At 71.5% G+C, this 24,243-nt stretch carries 14 protein-coding genes; 6 read left to right on the forward strand and 8 right to left on the reverse strand.

The annotated features are described in order from the left end of the window. Positions 1 to 3,506, reverse strand: a 3,506-nt coding sequence (locus tag VM889_06405; GenBank protein ID HVL48171.1) for a DNA polymerase domain-containing protein, incomplete at its 3' end; no start/stop codon positions are given. A gap of 996 nt (positions 3,507 to 4,502) precedes the next feature. Between VM889_06405 and VM889_06410 the strand changes: the two genes are divergently transcribed. Then, positions 4,503 to 5,300, forward strand: coding sequence for a geranylgeranylglycerol-phosphate geranylgeranyltransferase (locus VM889_06410; protein HVL48172.1), 798 nt, complete (start codon positions 4,503 to 4,505; stop codon positions 5,298 to 5,300). After that, positions 5,288 to 6,091: a geranylgeranylglyceryl/heptaprenylglyceryl phosphate synthase gene (locus tag VM889_06415; protein ID HVL48173.1), complete on the forward strand. Its 804-nt coding sequence runs from the start codon at positions 5,288 to 5,290 to the stop codon at positions 6,089 to 6,091. The genes VM889_06410 and VM889_06415 overlap by 13 nt, the downstream gene beginning before the upstream one ends. Before the next feature lie 220 nt (positions 6,092 to 6,311). Here VM889_06415 and VM889_06420 read toward each other — a convergent pair whose 3' ends face one another. Further along, the gene (locus VM889_06420) at positions 6,312 to 7,136 is read right to left on the reverse strand and encodes a hypothetical protein (protein HVL48174.1); all 825 of its coding nucleotides are present in this window, start codon (positions 7,134 to 7,136) and stop codon (positions 6,312 to 6,314) included. A gap of 574 nt (positions 7,137 to 7,710) precedes the next feature. Here VM889_06420 and lonB point away from each other — a divergent pair. Next, on the forward strand, positions 7,711 to 9,699 hold the full coding sequence (gene lonB / locus VM889_06425) for an ATP-dependent protease LonB (protein HVL48175.1): 1,989 nt from the start codon (positions 7,711 to 7,713) through the stop codon (positions 9,697 to 9,699). Positions 9,700 to 9,928: 229 nt separating this feature from the next. Here lonB and VM889_06430 read toward each other — a convergent pair whose 3' ends face one another. The 3 genes from VM889_06430 to VM889_06440 all read right to left on the reverse strand — a co-directional run bounded on the left by VM889_06430 (position 9,929) and on the right by VM889_06440 (position 13,017). Next, positions 9,929 to 10,417: a DinB family protein gene (locus tag VM889_06430; GenBank protein ID HVL48176.1), complete on the reverse strand. Its 489-nt coding sequence runs from the start codon at positions 10,415 to 10,417 to the stop codon at positions 9,929 to 9,931. A gap of 142 nt (positions 10,418 to 10,559) precedes the next feature. Continuing rightward, positions 10,560 to 11,084 carry a nicotinamide-nucleotide adenylyltransferase gene (locus VM889_06435; GenBank protein ID HVL48177.1) on the reverse strand — a complete coding sequence of 175 codons (525 nt, stop codon included), beginning with the start codon at positions 11,082 to 11,084 and terminating at the stop codon, positions 10,560 to 10,562. Positions 11,085 to 11,271: 187 nt separating this feature from the next. Beyond that, entirely contained in the window at positions 11,272 to 13,017 is a 1,746-nt protein-coding gene (locus tag VM889_06440) for an ArsR family transcriptional regulator (GenBank protein ID HVL48178.1), read from the reverse strand. Between the two features lie 186 nt (positions 13,018 to 13,203). Here VM889_06440 and VM889_06445 point away from each other — a divergent pair, with 186 nt between their 5' ends. Further along, positions 13,204 to 14,073, forward strand: coding sequence for a ribose-phosphate diphosphokinase (locus VM889_06445; GenBank protein HVL48179.1), 870 nt, complete (start codon positions 13,204 to 13,206; stop codon positions 14,071 to 14,073). A gap of 657 nt (positions 14,074 to 14,730) precedes the next feature. Here VM889_06445 and VM889_06450 read toward each other — a convergent pair. After that, positions 14,731 to 16,860, reverse strand: coding sequence for a hypothetical protein (locus tag VM889_06450; GenBank protein HVL48180.1), 2,130 nt, complete (start codon positions 16,858 to 16,860; stop codon positions 14,731 to 14,733). Positions 16,861 to 17,110: 250 nt separating this feature from the next. Here VM889_06450 and VM889_06455 point away from each other — a divergent pair, with 250 nt between their 5' ends. After that, a complete protein-coding gene (locus VM889_06455; GenBank protein ID HVL48181.1) occupies positions 17,111 to 20,491 on the forward strand; it encodes an SdrD B-like domain-containing protein in 3,381 nt (1,126 codons plus the stop codon). Between the two features lie 246 nt (positions 20,492 to 20,737). Here VM889_06455 and VM889_06460 read toward each other — a convergent pair whose 3' ends face one another. Together VM889_06460 and VM889_06465 are read right to left on the reverse strand one after the other, a co-directional pair. Continuing rightward, positions 20,738 to 21,955 (reverse strand): glycosyltransferase family 4 protein, encoded by a 1,218-nt coding sequence (locus VM889_06460; GenBank protein ID HVL48182.1) that lies wholly within the window; start codon positions 21,953 to 21,955, stop codon positions 20,738 to 20,740. Positions 21,956 to 22,039: 84 nt separating this feature from the next. Beyond that, on the reverse strand, positions 22,040 to 23,233 hold the full coding sequence (locus tag VM889_06465; protein ID HVL48183.1) for a pyridoxal phosphate-dependent aminotransferase: 1,194 nt from the start codon (positions 23,231 to 23,233) through the stop codon (positions 22,040 to 22,042). Between the two features lie 95 nt (positions 23,234 to 23,328). Between VM889_06465 and VM889_06470 the strand changes: the two genes are divergently transcribed. Continuing rightward, positions 23,329 to 24,243: hypothetical protein (locus VM889_06470; protein ID HVL48184.1), on the forward strand; the 915-nt coding region annotated here is incomplete at its 3' end.

A 24,243-nucleotide genomic window follows, 5' to 3' on the forward strand; every position in this document is an offset into this window, starting at 1 on the left:
GCCTGCTCGAGTTGCCCCTGCTCGATTCGCCCCTGCTCGAGTTGCCCCTGCTCGATTCGCCCCCGCTCGAGTTGCCCCTGCTCGATTCGCCCCCGCTCGAGTTGGTCCCGCTCCGCGATGGCAAGGATCACGTACGACACCTGCGACCCGGCGCGCACGCGGAGCCCGGGGTCCGCCGCCTCGGCGCGCTCGACGGCCTCGACGTGGGCCTGCTTCACTTTATAATCCGACGGGCGCTGGACGAGCGTCTTGTGGATGACGAGGTCCACGAGCGGCACCTCCCCCGCCTCGACCGCCTGGATGGTTTCCCGGACGCGCTCGATCGCGCCGCGCGCGTCCCGGTCCGCGAGCACGGCCGCAAGCACCCGCGCCTGCACGCGCCTCGCGAGCGCGCACCAGTCGCCGCGCCGCGCTTCGAAGCCGCGCACGACGAGCCGCCCGTCCGCCGTGAGGCCCGCGTACCGCTTTTTCGCGCCCGTGAACAGGATGGTCTCGTACCGTTCGTCGAGCGCGAGGTCGAACGCCTCGTCCTCGCGCGCGGTGGCGACGAGGGCCTCGGCCTCGCGCGCGACGCGGATCGCGTCCCCCCCGGCGCGGACGAAGAGCGAATCCGTGTCCCCGTAGAGCACCTCCACGCCCGCGGCCTTGGCGCTCGCCACGACGTCGCCGACGAGGCGCCGGCCCCACGCGGCGGTCGCCTCGGCGCATGCGCGCGAGTACCATCGGGCCTGCGGCCAGCCGGTGTACCCGTAGAACGCGTTCGTGAGCACCTTGAGCGTCGTTTCCCGCACGCGCGCCACCTCGTCCTCCGCCCCGCGCGGCCGCCCGGCCCGCGCGCGCCGTGCGGCCTTGAGCGTCCGCCGCTCCTCGATGAGCCCTTCGAGGATGGCCGGGAAGAACCCCCGCGGCGCCGCGCGGAAGCGGTGCCGCACGCCCGGCGCCTCGTGCACGTCCGCCTCGCGCGCGGCGGCCATCGGCTCGCGCCCGGCTGCGTTCGGCGCGCGCGCGGTTGTCATCGGCTCGCGCTCGGCTGCGTTCGGCGCACGCGCGGTTGTCATCGGCTCGCGCTCGGGTGCGTTCGGCTCTCGCGGGGTTGCGTGCTCGCGCGCGGCTGCCCGAGCGGCTGCGTTCGGCTCGTGCGCGGTTGCGTGCTCGCGTGCGGCTGCCATCGGCTCTCGCGCGGCTGAGTGCGGCTCGCGCTCGGCTGCGTTCGGTGCGCCCGCGGTCGCCATCGGCTCGCGCTCGGCTGTCGTCGGCTCGTGCGCGGCTGCGTTCGGCTGGTGCGCGGCTGCGTTCGGCTCGTGCGCGGCTGCCATCCTTTCGCGCGTTCCTCGTTCGTCCCATTCCGTTCCTATTCCACCCTGGGGGATCCAGGTTTCCGGCGACACGTTGTATCGGATCATGATCGACGGATACATCGACGAGAAGTCGAGCGCCTGCACGTTCTCGTGGAGGCCGGGCGTCGGGGCAAGCACGAGTCCGCCTTCGTACGTCTCCGCTTCGATGTCCGCCGGATTCGGAGGAAGGCGACCCGTGCGCCGCGCCTCGAGAAGGAGTAGCGCCTCCACCTGCCGCCCGCGCCCCATGCGCGAGACCTCGTCGAGCGGAACGCAGATGCGCCGCGCGAGATCCATCTGCATCGGGAGGATCGCCGCGGCGAGCCGCCACACGTCCCGCGCCTCGCCCTCGCGCTCCGCGAGCGCCTGCTCGTCCTGCCGGCCCGTTCCGCCCGCGACGCGATCCGCTGCGCCCGGTTGTCCGAGCCGCCTTCCGGCCGCCGTCCCGGCCTGGCCTCCGCTTGCCCCCACGTCTCCGGGACGCGCCGCCTCATCTTGTTCGAGAGCGGCTGCGCTCGCGTCTCCCCGCTGCGCGGCCGCGTCTCGTTCGAGGTCGGCTGCGTCCTCGTTGCCCACCTGCTGCGCCGCCGCGCCTCGTTCGAGGTCGGCTGGGCTCGCGTCTCCCCGCTGCGCCGCCGCATCTTGTTCGAGGTCGGCTGAGCTCGCGTCTCCCCGCTGCGCCGCCGCGTCTCGTTCGAGGTCGGCTGCGCCCGCGTCCTCCAGCTGCGCCTCGGCCGCCTCCTCGAGGTGCGTCGCCGCCGTCGCGCGCGTAGTCGACGCCGGCTCCGGGCGGGTTCCGCCCGATTCGGCCTTGAGCGATCCAACGCCCGTCGGCCGAAGACCCAGATAGTCGAGGACGTTCGCGAGCGTCTGCACCTTGACGTCGAGGAGGTCGCGCGCCGCCACGCGCGCGAGATCGACGACACTGCGGCCCGCCGCGCGCGCGACGGTCACGCCCCCGAAGCGTCGCACCTCGAGGGCGCTCCCGTCGCGGCCGAGCGGAAGCGCGACGCCCACGCGTCGAGCCCGGGCCACGAGGTGGCCCCACACGCGCGCTTCGCCTCCGAACGTCACGAGGACGTCGGGGTCGAGCGCGACGAGATGCGAGGCGAGGTCCGCGAGCATCCGCGCGTCCCCCAGGGTCCCGTCCTCGAGGCGCGTCGCCGCGAACCGACGCACGCGCGGCTCGCCCGCGACGCCCGGCTCGACGCGCGCGTCGGCCACCGTCACGCCCATCACGGGCGCGCGCGCCTCGTCCTCGGGCGAGCGCGCGCGACTTCCCTCGCCGGATTCGGTCAGCGCAATCGCCGCGACCCTCAAGGGAGGCAGGCGATCGTGGGCGGCTTCACGCGCGCCCGCCCGGGGGAGCGCCCCGCCTCCATCGCGGGCCTCGCGCGCTTCGCCCGCAGGCTCGCCGCCTTCGCGGCCGCGGGCTTCGCGCGCTTCGCCCGCAGGCTCGCCGCCTTCGCGGCCGCGGGCTTCGTGCGCTCCGTCCGCAGGCTCGCCGCCTTCGCGGCCGCGGGTTACGCGTGCTCCGTCCGCAGGCTCGCCGCCTCCGCGGCCGCGGGCTTCGTGCGCTCCGTCCGCAGGCTCGCCGCCTTCGCGGCCGCGGGCTTCGCCCGCGTGTCGCGTCCGGCCATCGTCCTCCCGGCGGCGGTCCTCGCGGGCTCGCCGTGCCCGGTCCGCCCCTTCGAGCCCGCTCCCGGCCCACCCTCGCACCCACGCGAACGGCGCGAGCCCGACGTCCGCGAAGTAGGCGGGCACGACGTCGAGGCCGACGCCGAGGACGGCCGCGACGCCCTCCAGTTCCGAGGCCGCGGCGGCGAACGCGCGCGCATCCTCGGGGTGCGCGAGGTCGACCTCGAGGACCTCCCTTGCTTCGAGCCCCCAGGCGCGGGTCACCCGGCGCGTCGCGAGCGGGGGTCCGGCGCCGCCCGGGGGGTCGAGGGCCGCGACGGCCGAGACGAGAGCGTCCCCTCGGTCGGTCGCGGCGGGCCGACCCGGAGTGTCCTCGACAGGCATCACCCAGACCACGACGCGCGCGCGGCGGTCCACCAGAGGTACAACCCGATCCTCGGCGGTGCGGACCCACAGCCGCGCCGCGAAACGGCCCGCCGCCGCCGCAGCTGTCGTCTCGCGGCCGGCCGGGACGGGCACGCCCGCGGGCACGTCGACGACGTCGGCGCCGAGAATCCAACCTTCGACGTCGCTCGTTCCGTCGAATTCCGCGGGGTCTCCGGACCCGCCCCCGCCCGGGCGTCGGCCTCTATATCCGGCTTCGGGCCCGCGTTGGGATCTGCCTCCTGGCCCGCGTTGGGATCTGCCTTCGGGCCCGCGTTGGGATCTGCCGCCGGGCCCGCGTTCTGATCTGCTTTCGGGTCCGCGTTGGGATCCGTCTTCGGACCCGCGTTGGGATTCCGCTTCGGGTTTGCCTTCCGGTCCGCCCTCAGATCGGCCCTGAACCTCACCCTCGGGTCCGCTTTCGCGCCTGCGCTCGGGTCCGCTCTCAAGTCCGCCCGCGAATCTGCTTTCGATTCCGCCTTGGGGTCCGCCTCCGAGTCGGCGATCGGGTCCGCCCTCCCGTTCGCCCGCGATTCTGCCCTTGGGTACGCCCTCGGGTCTGCGTGGGGGTCCGCCCTCGGGTCCGCCCGCGAATGCGCCTCCGGGTCCGGGCTTGGGTCCGCCCTCGGGTCCGCCCGCGGATGCGCCTCCGGGTCCGCGCTGGGGTCCGCTGCCGGGTCCGCCCGCGGATGCGCCTCCGGGTCCGCGTTCGGGTCCGCTGTCGTGTCCACCCGCGGATCCACCTTTGGTTCCGCGTGGGGGTTCGCCTCCGCCCCCGCGTCCCCGTGCGTCCGCGCGACGATGCGTCATCACCGCGAGCTTCGACGCTCAGATAGAAATAGCCCCCGTCCACTGAAGCCGTGTGCCCGCCCCGCCGGCCGTTCGCATCCTCCGTCCCGCGAACGCGGCGGTGACGGCCGTGGCCGTGCTCGTGGGCGCGTACCTCATCGTCGGCGGAGGACTCCTCGAGGCGGCGGCCTGGGGCGGTCCTCCGAAGGTCCACGCGGAACCGCCCGGCGCGGGGCCCGTCGCGGCCCCCGTCCCGCGGCCCGGCCTCGACTACGTCGAAGGCCTCCCCGGCGCGCTGCGGGACCTCGCGCTCCCGTGGGCGCGCGCGAGCGTCGACCTCGCGCGCGCCCACGGGAGCGCGCGAGCGTCGACCTCGCGCCGCTCGGCCTGCGCGTCGTCCTCGCGGCGCTTGCGGCCTTCGCCTTCGCGGGCGCGGGCAACGTGCGCAACGACCTGCGCGACGTCGCGGTCGACCGCGCCGCGCACCCCGATCGGCCGCTCGCCTCGAGGGCGATGACCGAGCACGCCGCGCAGCGGCTCGCGCTCGCGCTCTACGGTTTCGCGGTCGTCGCGGGCCTCGCGCTCGGTCCCGGTCCCGCGCTCGTGGTGCTCGCGGGGCTCGTCCTCATGGAGGGTTATGAGCGCGGCCTCAAGGCCGCGGGCCTTCCCGGCAACGTCACCATCGGGGTCCTCACGGGGGCTCCGTTCGTGCTCGGAGGCTTCGTCGCGGGGAGCCTCGGGAACGGCGTCTTCCTCCTCGCCCTGCTCGCCACCTTCGCGACGCTCGGGCGGGAGATCCTGAAGGACATCGAGGACATGCACGGCGACCTCGGTCGCCGGACGCTTCCGCAGCGGATCGGACCCCGGAACGCCCGCATCGCGGCCGCCGTTCCCCTTGTGGCGGCGGTCGCGCTGAGCCCGCTTCCCTGGGGGTCCGAAAGCGTTTTGGGGTGGTCTTACCTTCCCGCAGTCGCGGCGGCAGACGCCGGCTTCCTCGCCTCGGCGCTCGTGCCGATGAGCGTGGGCAAAGCCCAGCGTCTCGCCAAGGTCAGCATGGTGGTCGCCCTCGGGGCGTTCCTGCTGGGCCGGACGCAACGGGTGTGGATGTCGTGACCGTGATCGCGGACGAGCGCGTGCGGGGGATGCGTGGGCGCGTGTGGACCCACATCCAGGAAGCCCTCCGGGGCGGCCCCATCCACATGACGCTCCTCGATCCGGCGTCCTCGACGGGCAAGCACGGCGAGTCCATCGCGATGGAGGCCGCGCGCCTCGGAACGCACGCCATCATGGTCGGCGGCTCCACGGGCGTCACGGGCGAGAACCTGGACGACCTCGTGAAGTCGATCAAGGAGCGGACGCACCTTCCGACGATCTACTTCCCGTCGAGCGCGGGCGTCATGAGCCGCCACCTCGACGCGGTCTACTTCCTGAGCACGCTCAACTCGCGCAACCCGCGCTACATCGTGGGCGAGCAGGCGCGCGGCGCGCCGCTCCTCGCGAAGATCGCGGTCGAGTGCATCGGGCTCGGCTACATCATCGTCGATCCCGGCATGCGCGTCGGGAGCGTGAGCGACGCGGACGTCATCACGCGCGACGCGGTCGGCGAGGAGCGCGCGGTCGGCCTCGCGCTCGCGGCGCAGATGTTCGGCATGCCGCTCGTCTACCTCGAAGCAGGAAGCGGCGCCCCGTCGCCCGTCCCCGCGAACATCATCCGCGCCGTGAAGCGCGCCCTCTCGATTCCCCTCATCGTGGGCGGGGGCATCCGCAGCGCGGCCGACGCCTCCGCGGTGCTCGACGCGGGGGCGGACATCGTCGTCACGGGCACCATCGCGGAGAACGGCCATTTCGACAACCTCGCGGCGGTCCTCGGCGAGGTCCACCGTCGCCGCGCGAAGCACGCCTGAGCGCCGAGGCCCCGGCTCCGACCCACGGCCCGGTCTTCGGCTGACGCCTCGCCCTCGCACCCATCCTCCCGCTTCGCGAGGGCTTGCGTTCACGGTCGCCGCCGCATCGCCATCACCACGCGTGCTCCGCGGGGTGGCCTTTGCCGTCGAACGGCCCTCGCCCTCCCCCGCGCGCTCGCGAGGGTCCATGCCGTCGCAAGCCCCCCGCGAAAAGGTCCGATCAATCCGCCGCGGGCGGTTTCACGAGCGCCGACGCGAGCGCGATGGCCTCGACGACGTCGGTCGCGGCGCCCGTTTCGAGAAGCGGCACCGGCTCGATCGCAAGGAGGGTCGCGATGTGGTGCGCGGCCTCGACGGCCTGGAGGGCGCGCACGAGGGCGGTGGTGGCGCCTCCGTGCGGAAACGCGAGGACGTCCGCCTCGCTGAAGGCGTGGTCCACGATGGGCCCATAATTCTTCGCAAGCAGTCCGAGGGCCCGCAGCTCGCGCACGGCCTCGTCGCCCGCTTCGATCGTCTCGTCGCCGAGGACCCCGACGTGGGCCTCCACGCCGAGGCGCGCGAGCGCCCGGCAGGCGAGCGCCGTCGCCGCGGCGCGCTCCTTGCCCGCCGCGAGGCCCGTGGGCGCGAACGCGAGGACGCGTCGCCCGACGAGGACGACGTCCACGGGGAGCGGGCGCCATCCGGCGCCGCGCGCGATCGCCTGGGCCTCGCGCGGCGTCGCGACGATGGCGTCAAACGACGCGCCGCTGGAGGATTCGCGCTCGCCGACGCTTCCTCCCGCCGGCCGCGCCTCGTGACCCCGCGGCGAATCCGGTCGCGCCCGCGCCGGGGCCCGAACCCGGCGCAGGAGCGCGGGCAGGATCGTGTCGGCGGCCCCGTGGACCGCGGCGGGCGCGGCGAAGCCTTCGGCCTCGGCGAACCCCGCAGCCTCGGAAGGGGAGGCGACGGCGGCACCGGCGCGCAGCGATTCGCCCGCGCCCGCCACGAGCGCGACGGCGCGCGCGCCGAGGCGGGCTCGGCGATGGAGGGCATCGAGCGTGAGCACGGGCACCAGAGCGCCGCCCGGCATGTTTAACCCTGTCGCGACGGGGCCGTCCGCGAGGCCCCGAACGCCCTTCGATAGGGCCCCTCCATGTCTCGCGCTGCCCGACGATCTCGCTCGTCGCGAATCGGTCAAGCCTCAGCGTCCTTCCCCACAGGAGCCGCCGCGGATTGGAGCGTTCCCTCGGATTGGATCGTCCCACGGGTTGGAGCGGACCGCGCCGCGGGAGGCTTCTTGTCGGACGGTCAGGCCGGGCCGATCGCCTCCGGGAGGGAGCGTCTGCGACGATCGCTCTTCGCGCAGCGGTCCGGCGAGCGGAGGGATCTCCCGACGGCCAGGCAACCGTCGCGAACATCTTCGAGAACCCCCTTCGTCCGAGGGTCCGGCGACTGCACGGGAACGACCATAACCGCCCGGGGGAACTCCTGGGGCGGTTCACGTCCATCCAACCTTCGGCCGCCAGCACGACAACCTATATACAGAGAGAAGCTTCAAGAAAAGAGCGCGGAGCCGGAACCCAGGCGTGCACCCGCTGGACGGCGCGGGGGGCCGGCACCACCACTGAGGATTTGGGGATATGAGCAAGGTCGCCGCGGTGGACGAGTGGATCCAGGTTCAGGGCTTCGAGACGACGGCGGACATCGAGGTCCCCGAGAAGCTCATCGACCAGGTGATCGGTCAGGAGCGCGCCGTCGAGGTCATCCGGAAGGCGACCGAGCAGAAGCGCCACGTGATGCTCATCGGCGACCCCGGTACGGGCAAGTCGATGCTCGCGCGCTCGATGACGGAGCTCCTCCCGCACGAGGAGCTCGAGGACATCATCGCCTATCCGAACCAGGAGGATCCCCACCAACCCCGCATCCGGGTCGTCCCCGCCGGCAAGGGGAAGGAGATCGTCCAGGCCCAGAAGGCGGAGGCGAACCGCAAGCAGGAGCGCAAGGCGACCCTGCAGCTCCTCATCATGCTCGGCATCGGCGCGTTCGCCGTGATGATGTTCATCCAGAACCGCGACCCGATGATCCTCATCTTCGGCATCATCGCGGCGGCGATGATCTTCATGGTCATGCGCCAGATGAGCCAGCGCGAGACCGCGCTCGTGCCGAAGCTCCTCGTGAGCCACTCGCCGCACGACAAGCCCCCCTTCGTCGACGCGACGGGCTCCCACGCGGGCGCGCTTCTCGGCGACGTGCGCCACGACCCCTTCCAGTCCGGCGGCCTCGAGACCCCCGCGCACGAGCGCGTCGAGCCCGGCGGCATCCACAAGGCGCACAAGGGCGTCCTCTTCATCGACGAGATCAATGTCCTGCGCCTCGAGTCCCAGCAGTCGCTCCTCACGGCCTTGCAGGAGAAGCGCTTCGCCATCATGGGCCAGAGCGAGCGATCCTCCGGCGCCATGGTCAAGACCGAGTCCGTGCCGTGCGACTTCATCCTCGTCGCGGCCGGCAACATGGACGCGATCAAGGGTCAGGACAACAATCCCTTCCACCCGGGCATGCACCCGGCGCTCCGCAGCCGCATCCGAGGGTACGGCTACGAGATCTTCATGAACAACACCATGGACGACTCGTCCGAGAACCGGACGAAGCTCATCCGCTTCGTCGCGCAGGAGATCAAGCGCGACGGCAAGATCCCCCACTTCGACCGCGCAGCCGTGTCGGAGATCATCCGCGAAGCGCAGCGCCGCAGCGGTCGCCGGGGCAAGCTGACGCTCCGGCTCCGCGAGCTCGGCGGTCTCGTCCGCACGGCGGGCGACGTCGCGATCGAGGAGAAGGCGCCGCTCGTGACGGCCCAACACGTGGTCACGGCGAAGCGCATCGCGCGCTCGCTCGAGCAGCAGGTCGTCGACCAGTACATGGAAGTTCGCAAGGAGTACCGCAACTTCCGCACGAGCGGCGGCGCCGTGGGTCAGGTCAACGGGCTCGCGGTCATGGGCGGCGGCGAGGTCGGCGAGCCGAGCGGCATCATGATGCCGATCGTCGCCGAAGTCACGCCCGCGCAGACGAAGAACGGCGGCCAGATCATCGCGACCGGCAAGCTCGGGGAGATCGCGAAGGAAGCCGTCCAGAACGTGAGCGCGATCATCAAGAAATACACGGGCGAGGACATCTCGAGCCACGACGTCCACATCCAGTTCGTCGGCGCCTACGAGGGCGTCGAGGGCGACTCCGCCTCGATCAGCGTCGCGACGGCGGTCATCAGCGCGTTCGAGGAGGTCGAGATCGACCAGAACATCGCGATGACGGGCAGCCTCAGCGTCCGCGGCGACGTGCTCCCGATCGGGGGCGTCACGCAGAAGATCGAGGCCGCCGCGCAGGTCGGGATCAAGAAGGTCATCATCCCGAAGGCAAACCTCAACGACGTGCTCATCGAGGAGAAGTTCCGCGAGCAGGTCGAGATCATCCCGGTCGAGAGCCTCGACCAGGTGCTCGATGCGGTCCTCATCGGCCAGAAGAAGAAGGGCCTGCTCGAGAAGCTCGCGAAGATCGTCCCTCGCCCGAGCGCGATTCGCGACGCGGCCGCCGCGGCCGCCGCGGACCCGAAGGCGCCGAAGCCGTCGGGCGCGTGATCCGGGACCGCGCGCATTTCGCCGCGCGATCACGCGCGACGCCGTTCGAAAGCGGGTCACTTGCGCGATGTCCGGTGTCGAGGACGCCGCTCGAACCCCGATCACTGCGCAGGGTCCTGTAGCCGGACGCGGCTCGAACCCGGATCGCTGCGCAGGGTCTCGTATCCGGACGCCGCGAACCCGGATCACGGCGCCGGGTCCGGTGTCCCGGACGCCGCTCGAACGCGGGTCACTTGAGCGGCGTCGCGTATTGCGGATAGTCGCACACGGGCGGGGTCACGTCCTTCTGCCAGAAGACCGCAAGCAGCTCGCCGCGGTGGAAGCACTCGTGCGTCACGATCGTGAAAAGGATCTCCTCGATCGTGTACGCAGGCTTCTTGAACGGGCCGGGGACGGCGCAGGGCCGTTCGAGGTCCTTGTCGGCGAGGCCGTCCACAACGCGGTGGGTGCGGGCGCGCGTCTCCTCGACGTACGCGAGGACGGGCTCGAGCGTCGTCCACTTCTTCGTGCTGTGGCGCGCCCACTGGGGGGCCGCGCCCTCGACGACGTCGATCCACGCGTTCTCGACGTTCGCCATGTGCGTGAGGATCCCGACCGGCGTGAGGAAGCTCGCGTTCACCTCGGCCGCGAGCATGTCGGGCGCCATCGCGAGGAGGCCCTTCTTCCACTCGGCGTGCATCTCGTCGCTCCAGGCGAGCATGCGGCGTACGTCGATCACGACCTCCGGAGGGCGGGGGCGCCCCATGAAGATTCGCAGGCAACCTTCGCCCTTCCAGGCGACGCGTCAGGTCGGGTTGCGCCCCGTGGCACCCCGCCGCGGCAGACGGCCGCGTCCGGGTCGCGCCGAACCGTCGGGGCGGTCACGGCTTGTCGACGGCGTCGCTTCGCGCAAGCATCTGCACGCGGTCCACGCCGCCAATCTCGCGGATGACGCGGGCGACCCCGCGCGGAACGTCGTGCTCCCAATCACCGTCCGCGACCATCGCGTGGCGGATGCGCGTGCCTTCGTAGCGGGCGCGCTCGTGGAAGGGCGCGTCGCGGACCTCGAATCCGGCTTCGGCGAAGAGGCGTCGAGGAAGCGGGTTGTTGGAGTACAGGACCTCGAAGGGCGGTACGAGGCTGCGGACGTGGGAGACCCAGATGGCGTTGCGGTTCACGTCCGGCAGGGGGATGATCGCGACCCGGTCGAGGTCCGCTTCGGCACACGCCGCCTCGATCATCGCGTACCGCTCGCCCGCCGTGAAGGGATTCACGAGCGAGTGGCTCGATTCGGCCGACCCGATCGCGATCACGAGGGCGTCGTTCTCGGCAAGGATCCTGCGGCACACCTCGAGGTGTCCGAGGTGGAACGGCTGGAACCGTCCAACGAAGAGCGCGCGCCTCATGCGCAGGCATCCGGAGGGCCCCGGCTTAGCGTTTTGGGTGGATCATGGACCGCGCGCCCCTGACGACGCGTTGTACTGACGACGCGTTGCCCCTGACGACGCGTTGTACTGACGACGCATTGCCCCTGACGACGCGCGCGCCCCTGACAAGGCGCGCGCTTTCGGGAACTCCTCCGCGGAGGACCGGTCAATTGTTGCCTTCGACCGGCAGCTCGAGGCCTTCCCACGCCGGACCCGCGTAGTATCGGACGATGCGGCCTTCCTTCACCTTCTTCACGAGGCCGGCGCCCTCGAGCTTGTCCATGTGCCAGCTCACGAGGCTCGGTTGGACGCCGAGCGCAGCGCAGAGGTCCTTCTGGATGACGCCCGGCGAGGCGCGCACGGCGCGCGCGAGCGCCGCGCCCGTCTCGTTGCGCAGCACCGCGTACGCGTCCTTGTTCTGCGTGATGTGGCCCGCATTGAGGTAGAACCGCTTGTAGCGGCCGAGGCGGCGGCTCACGACGAGCCTGTTGTCCTCGAGGAGCTTCAGGTGATAGACGGTCGTGCCCCAGCCGATGCCGGCCTTCGCGCTCACGTCGTGCGCGTGGATGCCTGGATTCGCGCGGATGAGCTCGTAGATCTCCTCGCGCTTGCCGTGCTCGAGCACCTCGTCGCGGCCGATGCGCGTGTAGAGCGCGGCGACGATGGGCGATCCGAGCGCGTGCCGGACAAACGGCCAGTAGAACGCGAGGGCGAAGAGTCCGCCCGCGGCGGCCGCGCTCGCGGCGAGGCCGACCATGGGGCTTCCCGGCTCGCCACCGTGGGGCACCGTGTCGGCGGCTTCGAGGGTGCCGGCGTCCCCGAGGCGGAGGATGCGCAGGCCCAGGCGGCCTTGTTCGGCGTCGTGCTTCTCGGCCAGGAAGGTCACGGGGCCCGCGAGCACGGCATCGCCCGTCGCGTTGCGGGGGCCGTCGTCCGACGGCAGGTCGCCAAGCACGTCCTCGAGCGCGAGGGTGGCCGCGCCGTAGGTGGCCGAAAGGGGCGAGGCGAAGACCTCCGCGGCGAGCGTCGTGTCGAGGGTGATCGTGGAGGCGAGGCCTTCCACGACGACGTACGAGAACCGCCGGCGCTCGATTTCTCCATCGGGCGTCACGCTCTCGTTACGGAACCCGGTCGACCACGAGGCCGTGGTGGATGCGGTCCCGTCGGGGGCGAGCCCCGTCGCGTCGAGGCGCGCCCCGAAGAGGGCGAGGCGGAACGTGCCGGCGCCGGCGGCGCGCGCCCCGTCGAGGCCGCCGAGGCGGAACGTCCCGGCGTCGAATTCCGCGAAGGCTTTCGTGTGGGACGGTTCGAAGGCGGGATTTGCGGGATCCTTCGGTTTGATCTCGAGGTCGGCGTGGAGCGCCGAGAGTCGAGCGTCGCTCGAGGAGACGAGGGCGAGGCGCGTCTCGTCCGGGAGGACGGCCGCGGCGCCGCCGCTCACGGAGGGCCACCCCGGGGTCCATCGATCGAGGGTGGCGAGGGTCGCGACGACCGGGGACGCCTTGTCGCCGCGGATGCGCACGAGGCCGTTCGCGAGGAAGCGCTCGCTGCGGTCAGGCGATCCCGTGGTCTGGCACAGGGCGGTCGTCCTCGAGCAGAGCCGCGTCTCCTCGTGGTGGACAATCCGGGCCTGGACGAAGTCGGCCTCGATGGCGAGGCCGGGAACTCCGCTTTCTCCCGGGTGCGTGAGGACGACCGAGAGCCCCTCGCCTTCGGCGGTGACTTCGCCGACGAGCTTCACGGGGTCCCGCGCGGTGAAGCGCGCTTCGTCCGGGGCGGCCGCCGCAAGACCGGCGGATAGGACGGAAGCGGTGACGAACGCCGCGACGCCGAGGGCGGCCAGGACCGCGAGGGGGCGCGGCTGCGGGGCGCGTCCAGACGTCCGGGAACGCGAGGGACCTTCGTTCCTCATCGCCACCTCACCCCGATGTCGATTTATAGCCTTTGTAGACGGGTCCTTGAACGGTCGCCCCCCTGGCCGTCGCCTGCGTCGACCCCGGCGCCGGCGGATCCGCCCCGACCCTCCGCCTCGCGGCGCCTCCGCGACTGCGGCGTCCCGGGAAGGCGTTAAGAGCAGGGTCGGGCGTTCACGCCGCGGGTGCGGTCGGACATGTGGGTTCTGGGCGGGACGGCGGGCGGGGCCATCGCGCAGGGCGTGGCGGAGGGGCTCAAGGCGCCTCTCGGGCGCGTCGAGGTCAAGACGTTCCCGGACGGCGAGATCTACGTCCGGCTCCTCGACGACGTGAAGGACCGCGACGTGGTCTACGTCCAATCGTCGTGGCCCAACGACAAGCTCGTCGAGATGCTCCTCACGCTCGCCGCGCTGCGCGAGCACGGCGCGCGCTCGATCACGGCGGTCGTGCCCTACCTGGCCTACGCCCGGCAGGACCGCGTCTTCCAGAGCGGCGAAGGCACGTCGGCCGCCGCGGTCCTGAAGCTCATCGCCCAATTTGCCGATCGTTTCGTGACGGTCGATCCCCACAAGGAGCACGTGCTCCCGTTCTTCGGCACGCGCGCGCTCGACGTCTCCGCCATCCGCCTCATCGCGGACCACCTCGTCGAAGTGGGTCCGGACCTCGTCCTCGCGCCCGACAAGGGCGCGCTCGACCGGGCCGAGGCCCTCGCGCGCGAGCTCGGCACGCCCGTCGACCACCTCGAAAAGACGCGCCTCTCGGGGACCGAGGTTCGGATGGCGCCGAAGGCGCTCGACGTCGCGGGCAAGGTCGTCGTGATCGTCGACGACATGATCTCGACGGGCGGCACCATCGCGACGGCCGTCAAGGAGCTCAAGCGGCAGGGCGCCGCGAAGGTCGTCGCGGCGTGCACGCACGGCCTCTTCGTGGGCGGCGCGCTCGACCGCCTCGCGCAGGCCGGGATCGACGGCGTGGTCGCGACCGACACGCTCGCGAACCCCGTCGCGAAAGTCGCGGTCGCGCCCGCCATCGTGGACGCGCTCGCGCGACGCTGAAGACCGCGACGCCCCGCGGCCGCCCGCGGGGCTTGCCGGCGCCGAGGCGCGGGCCACCCAACGGACCTCCGCGCGCCGGATTCTGCCCGCTTGCCGTCTCCCGCGGGGCCTCCCGTCGAGCGGCGACCGTCCTTCGTGGAGGACAAAGCCCGGGCGTCTTGCGCGGGACCGCGTTGAAGGGAAGGGCCGGCGTGAAGCGCAACCCGCCTCTCCCCGGATCGCCCAGGATCCAAGCGCAATCATCGTCGCCTATCCGAGCGAAGCCTCGTCGCCCCGGGTCCAGGCGCGACTCTCGTCGCCCGATTCTATCGTGGCCTCGTCCCCGCGGATCCAAGCGTGGCGGCGTCCCGCGGATCCAAGCGTGGCTCTCGTCGCCATGATCCGATCGTGGACCGCGTCCCCGCGGATCCAAGCCTGGCCTCGTCGCCCAAACAAGCGTGGCGCTCGTCGCCGCGGATCCAAGCGTGGTGCTCGTTGCCCGGATCCAACCCGCGCGCGACGCGGGGGGTGCGGCCCTCGTTGCCCAAACAAGCGGGGCGCTCATCGCCGCGGATCCAAGCGCGGTGCTCGTTGCCCGGATCCAACCCGCGCGCGACGGGGGTGGTGAGGACCTCGTCGTCCGAATACCACCGCGGCCCTCGTCGCCGCGGATCCCGCTCACGCGCGACGCCGGAACGCGATCGCGACGGCCGCGAGCGCCGCGACGAGGAAGGCGGGGCCCGGGCCCGGCAAGGCGTGCCTCAGGTCGTTCACCACGCCGGGCTCGGAGAGCTTCGGGTCGGTCGGGAAGGCGTCGAGCGAGTCCGGCACCCCGTCGTCGTCGCGGTCGGCCTCGCCGACGACGACCGCGAGCGTCACGGGATCCGCGCTCTCGGCGTGCGGGCCCGAGACCGCGGCCGAGATCACGTGCGGGCCTTCGATCGGGAACTGCGTCGTCACGGCCACGGCTTCGACGGCGCGGCCGGGGAGCGTCCTCACGACGCTTTCGAGGAGCTCGTCGTCTCGTTTCACGATGAGCCGCAGATCGCCGTCGCGGTCGCCCGTGTTCTCGACGTAGACGAAGACCTGGGCGGTCGCGAGCGCGGCGGGCTCGAACGGGAGCGTGGTGACGCGTTGGATGCGGATCGAGGGCGGCGTGAGCACGCGCAGGTCGCGCTCGAGGTAGGCGACCCGCACCGTGTGGTCGCCCGTCTCAGCGACGGAGAAGGTCGCGGTCGCGGTGCGCGTCTCGCCGACGGGGACGTCGACCTCGAAGACGGCGAGCTTCGCGCCGTCGACCGTGAGATCGTAGGATTTCGCGAGCGGTTTCACGCCGCGGTTCGTCACGGTGAGGGTCGCCGTGACGCGTTCGCCGCTCGAGGCCCGGGCGGGGTCCAGCACGAGGTCGTCGAGGCTCACTTCCTCGGGAAGCTCGAGCCGCGCGAAGGGCGGCCATTCGGTCCCGAACACGTACCTTTCGAAGAAGGCGGAGTAGTCGCGGCGCGTGAGGTTGAGGAGGACCTGTTTCAGCTCCTCGTTGCCGACCTGGCGCGGACCGCCGGGCGCGGCGCTGAAGGAGGCGTCGAACTCGCGGTTGAGCGTGGTGAGCACGGTGGCGAGCGTGACGGCGCCCGCCGTATCCTCGCGCAGAAGGTCGTCGAGGACCGCAAGGAGCACGGCGCCCTTGAGGTACGCAATGTTCTCGGCGGGTCCGTACGCGGCGTCGACGAGGCGGCCCTTGCCCTCGCTCTTTTCACGGAACTGGCTCGCCTTGCGCATCCAGTCGTCGACCTCGGCGCGGTTCCACCGCTCCGTCGCGAAGAGCGCGAGGATGGAGTGGAAATCGGCGTCGCCCTCGTTGATCCAGAGGCTCGAGCGTCCCGGATCGTCGACCGTCGCGAACGCCTGGAAGACGTGAGCGTACTCGTGCGCGAGCGTGCGGAGATCCGTCGATTCGTGGACGTAGAGCGAGGCGGGTCCGCCGAGGCCGCCCTCGTACATGGGCGAGGGGGCGCTCACCGCGAGGATGACGGGGCCTGCGACGTCGCCGTACACGGATCGGTAGTAGGGCGTCGCAGCCGCGAGGAACGGGAGCACCTCGCCGTCGTGGGCGAGGGCCTTGCCGAGGCGCACGTACCGGAACTCCGTGCTCGCGGCGGCTGTCGCCTCGCGGTGGAAACTTTCCGCGGGGCCCATGGCGACGAATCCGCGCGGCAGGGTCGAGTTGCCGGGCGGATCCCACCGTTTCACGCCCGCGGAGGGCCACGGCGTCTCGACCTCCCACCCCGCGGGCGGCTCGATGCGGACCTTCATGTCCCAGACGAACGGCTTGCCCTGGTAGTAGGAATACGTGAACGGGAGCGCGAACGCGTCGGCGCGGAAGAGGCCGAACTGCTCGTTGAGGATGCTGTTCCATTGGCCCGCCTTGTGGGAGGCGCGCGAGACCGCGACGTCGAAGCTGAAGGACTCGAGCGCGCTTCGCACCTTGATGCGGGCGCCGTCGGCGGTCGGCGTGAGGTCCGTGCCGGGACCCGCGGTCACGTTGGTGATCGCGTAGGGGCGCGCCTCCGTCGCGACCGTCCGGAGCGTGATCTCGGTGACGATGCCTTCGAGATTCCCGAACGTCATCGTGACGCGCGCGAGACCGCTTTTCGGATCCTCGACCTTGACCGCGTAGTCCCACGTCATGACGCGGGGCGTCGTGGCTTCCACGGTCGGCGTCGCGAGGAGAGCGGGCACGAGCATGAGGACGACCGCGACGCCCGCGCCGAGGCGGAGGGCGGGCGCGCGGAGGTGACCGGCGGGCACGGCGCCTCCCAGGCGGTCGCCCGATAAAGGATTTCGGATTCCACCGCCCCGCCCGAAGTCCGGTCCATCGGGATGACGCGCGCCGTCGCCGACGGTCCGTCGTGCCTGGCGCGGAAGGGGGCGGCGCGGAGCGGGGCGCCCCCGCGTCGGCCGGGCGCGGGACGCGCGACGCGCCCTCGCTTTCGACTTTGGAAGCCTATAAATAAACGACCCGGCATCGTAGCCGGGACTTCCCCCCCAGGTGTCAGCCATGGCCTACGATTCTTCGAAGTCCACGGGCTCCCGCTCGGCGCTTTATGCGGGCGCGGCCCTCGTGGCGATCTTCCTCCTCGCGCTCTTCGTGAGGAGCTACTGGGCGATCGACGCGGCCCACACCGACGGCAACTTCGTGCTGTCGGGCGGCTCGGACGGCTACTACATCAAGCACGCGGTCGACCACGTGCAGGCCAACGGGTGGAAGACGCTCGTGGAAGACCCGCTGCTGAACTACCCCCTGGGCGGCGTGAACCCGAATCCGCCGCTCTTCGTCTGGAGCATCGCCGTCGCGGGCCAGGCGGCGGCGCCGTTCTTCGGCGGCGACCTCGAGACCGCGACCTGGTGGGTCGCCCTCTGGAGCCCCGCCATCTGGGGCGCCCTCACGATCATCCCCGCGTACTTCATCGGCAAGGCCCTCTACAGCCGGCGCGTCGGCCTCGTCGCGGCGTTCTTCCTCGCGATCGCGCCGCAGCACATCGGCCAGTCGAACCTCGGCGACACGCGCCATTACGCCATCTCGCTCTTCTTCATCGTCCTCACGGCCTTCTTCTTCATCAAGGCCGTCCAGGGCATCTACCGCCAGGGCAACTGGGTCTCGTCCTGGAGCGACCCCGCCGCGCGACGCGCGGGCATCGCGTCCCTCTTCCGCGAACGCAAGCAGGCGCTCGGCTTCGCGCTGCTTGCGGGTCTTTCCCTCGGCGCCGAGGCGCTCGTGTGGAAGGGCTTCCCGTACCTCATCGTCATGATGTTCGGGTACGCCGTGCTCGAGATGCTCTTCGACCACTGGAAGAACCGGGACAGCCTCGGCCTCTTCGTCGTCACGAGCATCACGGTGGCGGTCGGCCTCCTCATGGCGATGCCGTACTACCTCACGGCGAACATCATGAATTTCATGAACCCGGCCATCTTCCTCCTCGCCGGGTACCTTGTCGTCGGCCTCGTGCTCACGCCCACGCGTGACCTTCCGACGATCCTCGTGTTCCCGGCGTTCCTCGTCGCGGGGCTCATCGGTCTCGCGGTCGCGTTCTTCGCGATTCCCGAGGTGAGCGTCTCGCTGCTCTACGCCCTCGTCTACTTCAAGCAGAACCGCTTGTACCAGACGATCGCGGAAGCCCACCCCGCGGACTTCAACAGCATGGCGTTCGCGGCCGGGCCCGCGGTGTTCTTCCTTGCGCTCATCGGCTTCTTCATGGCGATCCGCCGATCCCGCAAGGAACCCTCGCAGCCTCACCTCTTCATGGTCGTGTGGCTCGCGATCGCGCTCTACATGGCGCAGTCCGCGACGCGTTTCCTGTTCAACGCGACGCCCATCCTCTCGATCCTCGGCGCGTGGGTCCTCGTCCGCATCGTGACCTGGCTCGACTACGGCGCGATCGCGAAGGCGATCCGCGGCACGGGCGGCTCGGTCGGCGCAGGCCTGCGCCGCGGCATCAACGGATGGCACGTGACGGGCGCAGCCCTCATCGCGCTCACGCTCGTCGTCCCGAACGTCGTCCTCGCCGTGGACGCGGGCACGACGTTCGAATGGGAGCGCCGCGCGTCTCGCGAGAATCCCTCGTGGGCCGGCTTCATCGACCAGCGCCTCGGCGCCTTCGGCCCCGGCTTCCTCCCCGATTACTGGGACGAGAGCCTCACCTGGCTTGCGAACTACGACAGCCACATCGCGAACGAGGCCGAACGGCCTGCCTTCCTCGCCTGGTGGGACTACGGACACTGGGCGATCGCCGTCGGCGAGCACCCCACGGTGGCCGACAACTTCCAGAACGGCTACGTCTTCGCCGCGAACTTCCTGCTCTCGCAGAATGAGACGAACGCGATCCAGCTCCTGTCCGCGCGCCTCATCGACCCGAGGAACGGCGTGACGGAATCGCAGGCGAAGGCGCTCATGGTCGAGTCCGGCCTCCCGGCGAACAAGACGGACATCACGTACAAGCAGCTCCTCGCGTTCGAGTACGCTCCCGCGATGGACCTCGCGACGGCGAACGCCTTCTACCAGAAGGTGATGGCGGCGACGGGCGACCAGATCCGCTACGTCGCGGCCGACATCCGCATGCTGCCGTACGACAACCCGCAGACGCCCGACATCGACCAGACGTCCATCTACTACGCCCCCGTGGTCCTCGCCGGCAAGAACCCGAAGGACTACGTGGAGCTGAAGTACGTCACGACGAGCGGCGACATGTCGGAAGAGGAGTTCTCGCGCGTCCTCCGCAACCCCAATACGCCCGCGACCTTCCAGGCGACGGGCCAGAAGTACGACTACAAGCAGGCGTTCTTCAACTCGATGTACTACCGCACGTACGTCGGATCGCCCGTCGAGACGGGCGGCCGCGCGGTCGGCGGCGACCGCCTGCTGCAGGGCCTCAACATCCCGCAGCCGGGTTACGGCCTCGCGCACTTCCGGCTCGTGCACGCGAACGACCAGATGAAGCTCCTCGAGTACTACGAAGGCGCGAACGTGACCGGCGTCGTCATCGACGGGTCGACGAACCAGCCCATCGCGGGCGCGCTCGTCACGGCCTACGACGACGCGGGCCGCATCATCCTCCAGTCGTTCCCGGCCCAGTTCCGCGACGAGATCCCCGCGGACGACCTGAATGTCCCGCACGACAGCGCGGTCACGGACGCGGACGGTCGCTACCAGGTCCTCGCGCCCTTCTCGATGCCCGGCGGCAACGTCACCATCGTCGCAAGCCGCGGCGCCGTCGAGCTCGGCCGCGCGACCTTCGAAATCACGCGCGAACAGGCCCGCAGCGGATACACAGTGCCCGAGGCGCTCGGGCGCATCGTGGTCCAGCGCGGCTCCGTCGAAGGCACCGTCTTCCTCGACCGCGACGGCAACGGTCGCTTCGAGGGCGCGGACGAGCCCGTCGAGAACGTGGTCGTCTCGATCGGCGGCAAGAACGCGACGACGGACAGCGCCGGCCGGTACCGCGTGAGCGACGTGCCCGCGGGCAGCCAGACGGTCTCGCTCGTGAGCTCGACCTACTCGGTCGAGGCGCGTTCGAGCGTCGTCTCGGTCCGCCCCGGGCAGACGGCGACGCACAACGTCTCCGCCTCGCTCGTTCCGGCGCCCGTGAGCGGCCACGTGTGGGCCGACCTCAACGGCAACGGCGTCGAGGACGCGGGCGAAGCGGCCGGGTCCGTGACGCTCGCGATCACGCCCGACACGAACACGACGGCCCGGGCTCCCTCGGGCTCCCCGCAGACGGACGCGAGCGGCAACTACAACACGTCGCTCACGCCCGGACGCTACACGGTCGCCGTCGCCTTCACGTCGGGCGACGGGCGCGCCTGGGAGCACCAGGGCGTGCTCGAGGTCGCCCGCGACGGCACGCCGATCCGTCGCGACATCCAGCTCACGCCCAAGGCCTGATCGGCTCCGAGCGCGACTGGAACGGCTCCCGCGCAAACGGGAGCCTCTCCCTTTCCACCCGCTGAGCGCAAGCCCGATCGCGCGATGCGGAACGGGCATGCGCACGGAGATGGATCGCGACGACGAGCACCCTCCCCCCTCCTACCCCGGACCCTTGAGACGGTCTCGCAGAGCATCCGGCCCGATCATGATCCGGAGCGATCCGGCGTTTCGGGGAGCGCGCGTCCGGCTTGCTCTCGGAGGCTTTCACCGGCGCCGCTTGACGAGGTCGAGGAAGACGGACTCCGTGGCCTCCACCACACGGTCCCACGTGAATCGCGCTTCGACGCGCTTCGCGCCCGCTTCGCCCATGCGCCGCGCGAGCGTCCGATCGCCGAGGACGTCGCCGAGGCGCTGCGCGAGCGCGGCCGCGTCGCCGTGGGGAACGAGGAAACCGGTGACGCCGTCCTCCACGACGTCCGGGACGCCGCCCACCCGCGTCGCGACCACGGGTTTGCCGCTCGCGTTGGCTTCGAGGAGCACGATCCCGAAGGCTTCCCATTCGCTCGCGAGCGCGAAGACGTCGCAGGCCGCGAACGCCGCGCGGTATTCGGCGAAAGGAAGGTGCCCGGTGACGAAGACCCGGGACTCGAGGCCGCGGCGGCGGATTTCCGAGGCGAGCCACGCGCCGCGGGCCTGCGGGTCGCCCGCGACGACGAGCCGCGCTTCCCGCCGGTCCCCGGCGCCCGCCTCGCTCGAGACGAGGCGCGCGAAGGCCTCGAGCAGGACGTCGAGGCCCTTGTTCGAGGCAAGGCGCCCCGAAAAGAGGACGAGGGGAGCCTCCTTCGGGATCCCGCGCGCCGCCCGGAACGCCGCGCCGTCGGCCGGCGGCGCATCGAGCCAGCGCGCGCGGTCGAGGCCGTTCGGGATCACGATCGACTTCGCGCGCGCCGTCGGGAACCGCGCAAAAAGCGCGTCGCGCTCGCCCGCGCTCACCGCGATCACGCGGTCGGCCGCGGCGAGGGAGGCGCGACCGAGCGTCGCGTCGAACACGGCGCGCAGGCGACGTCGCTCGGGCGGTCCCTCCATCGACCACGCCGGGTGGAAGTGCGGCGTCATGGCGAGCGGCACGCCCTTCGTCTTGCGGGCGAGCGCCGCGACAAGGGTGTGGAAATAGCCGTACGAGTGGACGTGGACGACGTCCGCCCAGGACGCGTCCGCCAGCAATCCGCGCGCGAGCGCGGGGGCGACCACGTAGTGCAGCGCGCCGCCCGCCGTGCGCGCCGGGTGGCGCGTCACGCGGACGCCGTCCTTCGGCGCGGGCCACTCAAAAGCGCGCTCGAAGGGCGTCTCCGTCCGGAGGTCCGTCGTGTGGACGCGGACCTCGTGGCCGCGCGCCGCGAGGCCTCGCGCCACCGCCGCAGCGTGCGCTTCCGCCCCTCCGGGCGCGGGCGGGTAACGGACGCAGGCGACGGCGATCCTCACGCCGCGCCTCCACGGAGAACGAGCACGCTGCGCCGGGCGCATCCGACGGAGCCGCCCGAGCGGAGCATCACGATCGCCTCACGGTCACGCGAGCGTGCTGAGGTGGCCGCGCACGGCCTTCTCGATGATGTCGCAGCCCTTCTCGATCTTGTCCGCGGAGGTCGAGTACGAGATGCGCAGGTGGCCGCGCCCCGCGGGCCCGAACGCGTCGCCCGGGATCGTGACGACGCCCGCGCGAAGGAGGAGGAGCGCGACGTCGCGCGCCTCCATCGGGAGCCCGTACCTCGGAAAGGCGTAGAACGCGCCCTGTGGCGTCACGCAGTCCCAGCCGGGGATCTCGCGGATGCGCTTCATGAGCATGTCGCGCCGCGCGCGGAACTCGGTCTTCATCGCGGCGACGAAATCCTGCGGGCCCTCGAGCGCGGCCAGGCACGCGTGCTGCGTCGGCGTCGGCGGGCACGCGGCAAGGTGATAGCTCATCTTCTTGATCGCATCCGCGAACTCGGGGCGCGCGACGACGTAGCCGATGCGCCAGCCCGTCATCGCGTACGTCTTCGAGAACGTGTTCATGTAGATCACGTTCTCGTACTTCCCGAGGAAAGACGTGTGCGGCTCCTCGTACGTGAGCGAGTCGTACGCCTCGTCCGAAACGATGACGAGGTTGTGCGAAGCCGCGAAATCCACGAGCGCCTTCACCTGCTTCTTCGGAATGATCGCGCCCGTCGGGTTCGACGGCGAGTTGATGACGAGGATCTTCGTCTTGCGCGTCACGAGCGCTTCGAGGTCCGCGACCTGAGGCACGAAGCCGTGCTCCGGCCTGAGGGGATAGAAGACCGGCACGCCGCGCACGAGCCGCGTGTGCGGGCCGTAGAGCACGAATCCCGGATTCGGACAGAGGACCTCCTCGCCCGGGTTCACGAACGCGGCCATGGCGGCGTAGAGCGCCGCCGTCGACCCGGTCGTGACGACCACGTGCTGAGCGTCCACCGCGGGCCAGCGGTCCCGCTCGCGGTTCGCGATCGCGGAGCGCAGCTCCGGAAGGCCGGCCGACGGTCCATATTTGTTGTGGCCGTCCCGGAGCGCCTTCACGTAGGCGTCGATCACGAAATCGGGCGGCTGGAAATCCGGCTCGCCGATCCCGAAATTGATCGCGTCCTTGCCCGCCATCTCGAACATCTTGCGGATGCCCGACATGTCGACGCCGCCCATGCGGTCGGCGATGAGGCCCCGGACACCCGGTCCCGCGTCGAAGCGATTGAGCTCCCCGAGGGTGCCCATGCCGCGCGCACCGCCCTCGCGGGTGATCAAGCTTCCGTGCCTGACGCTCGCACGAGCGCCGAAACCGCTTTCCGCGACAGCGCCGCTCAAACCGCATGCACCGGGCCCGGACCCTCCTCGCCCTCGCGCTCATCCTTCTCTCCGCGGCGGCCTTCGCCGGCTGCGTCTCGTGCACCCAGGGCCCGCCCGTCACCGCCCGCGGCATCGGCCCCGGCGCCGCGCACGAAGCCGGCACCGGCCCCGCGACCCTCGTCCTCCGCATCACGGACGAGCCCGGCGGCCCCGCGATTCCCGGCGCTGGCGTCGTCGCGTACCACGCGAACGACGCGACCGGCGCCTGGCGCGGCAACGTCACCGCCCGCGCCGAAGCCGACCGCGACGGCGCCCGCGTCGTCGTCGGCCCCGGCTTCGACGCCCATCCGAGCCCCGAAGCCCGCACCGCGTACCGTCTCCGCGCCGACCCGAACGGCGAAGTGACGCTCCGTCTCCCCGCGGGCCACATCATCGGCCTCGTCGCCGCCGCCGACGGCCACACTGAGGAATGGATCCCCGCCCTCGCAACCGGCGAAGCCGGCACGCACGAAACCCTCGAGTTCCCCCTGTTCCGCGCCAACCTCACGAAACGCCTCGAAGGCGCCCTCGCCCCCGCCGGCGCGAGCCCCGGCGCGGTCACGCGCAGCCACTACGCCTGGCACCCCCACAAGCTCGCCTTCGCGGGCGACGACACCGCAAGCCGCCACTACCTCGCCCGCATCGTCGAGCTCAAGGCCACCCTCACGTGGACGAACGGCCTCGAAGGCGCCGGCGACCTCGCGATCGGTCTCGGCCCCCGGCGCGAACAACCGGCCTACGTCCACGACGGTGCCACCGACGCCGCCGCCGGAGCCCGCACCGAAACCACCCTTCTCGACGCCGATCGCCTCCGGCGCGAAGGCATCCTCGCGGCCCCCGAAGCCCACGTCGGCCCCGCGACCGGCACAGCCTTCGTCGGCCCCTTCGGGCTGAAATAC

Source organism: Candidatus Thermoplasmatota archaeon (assembly GCA_035540375.1).
Taxonomy (GTDB): Archaea; Thermoplasmatota; SW-10-69-26; order JACQPN01; family JAJPHT01; genus DATLGO01.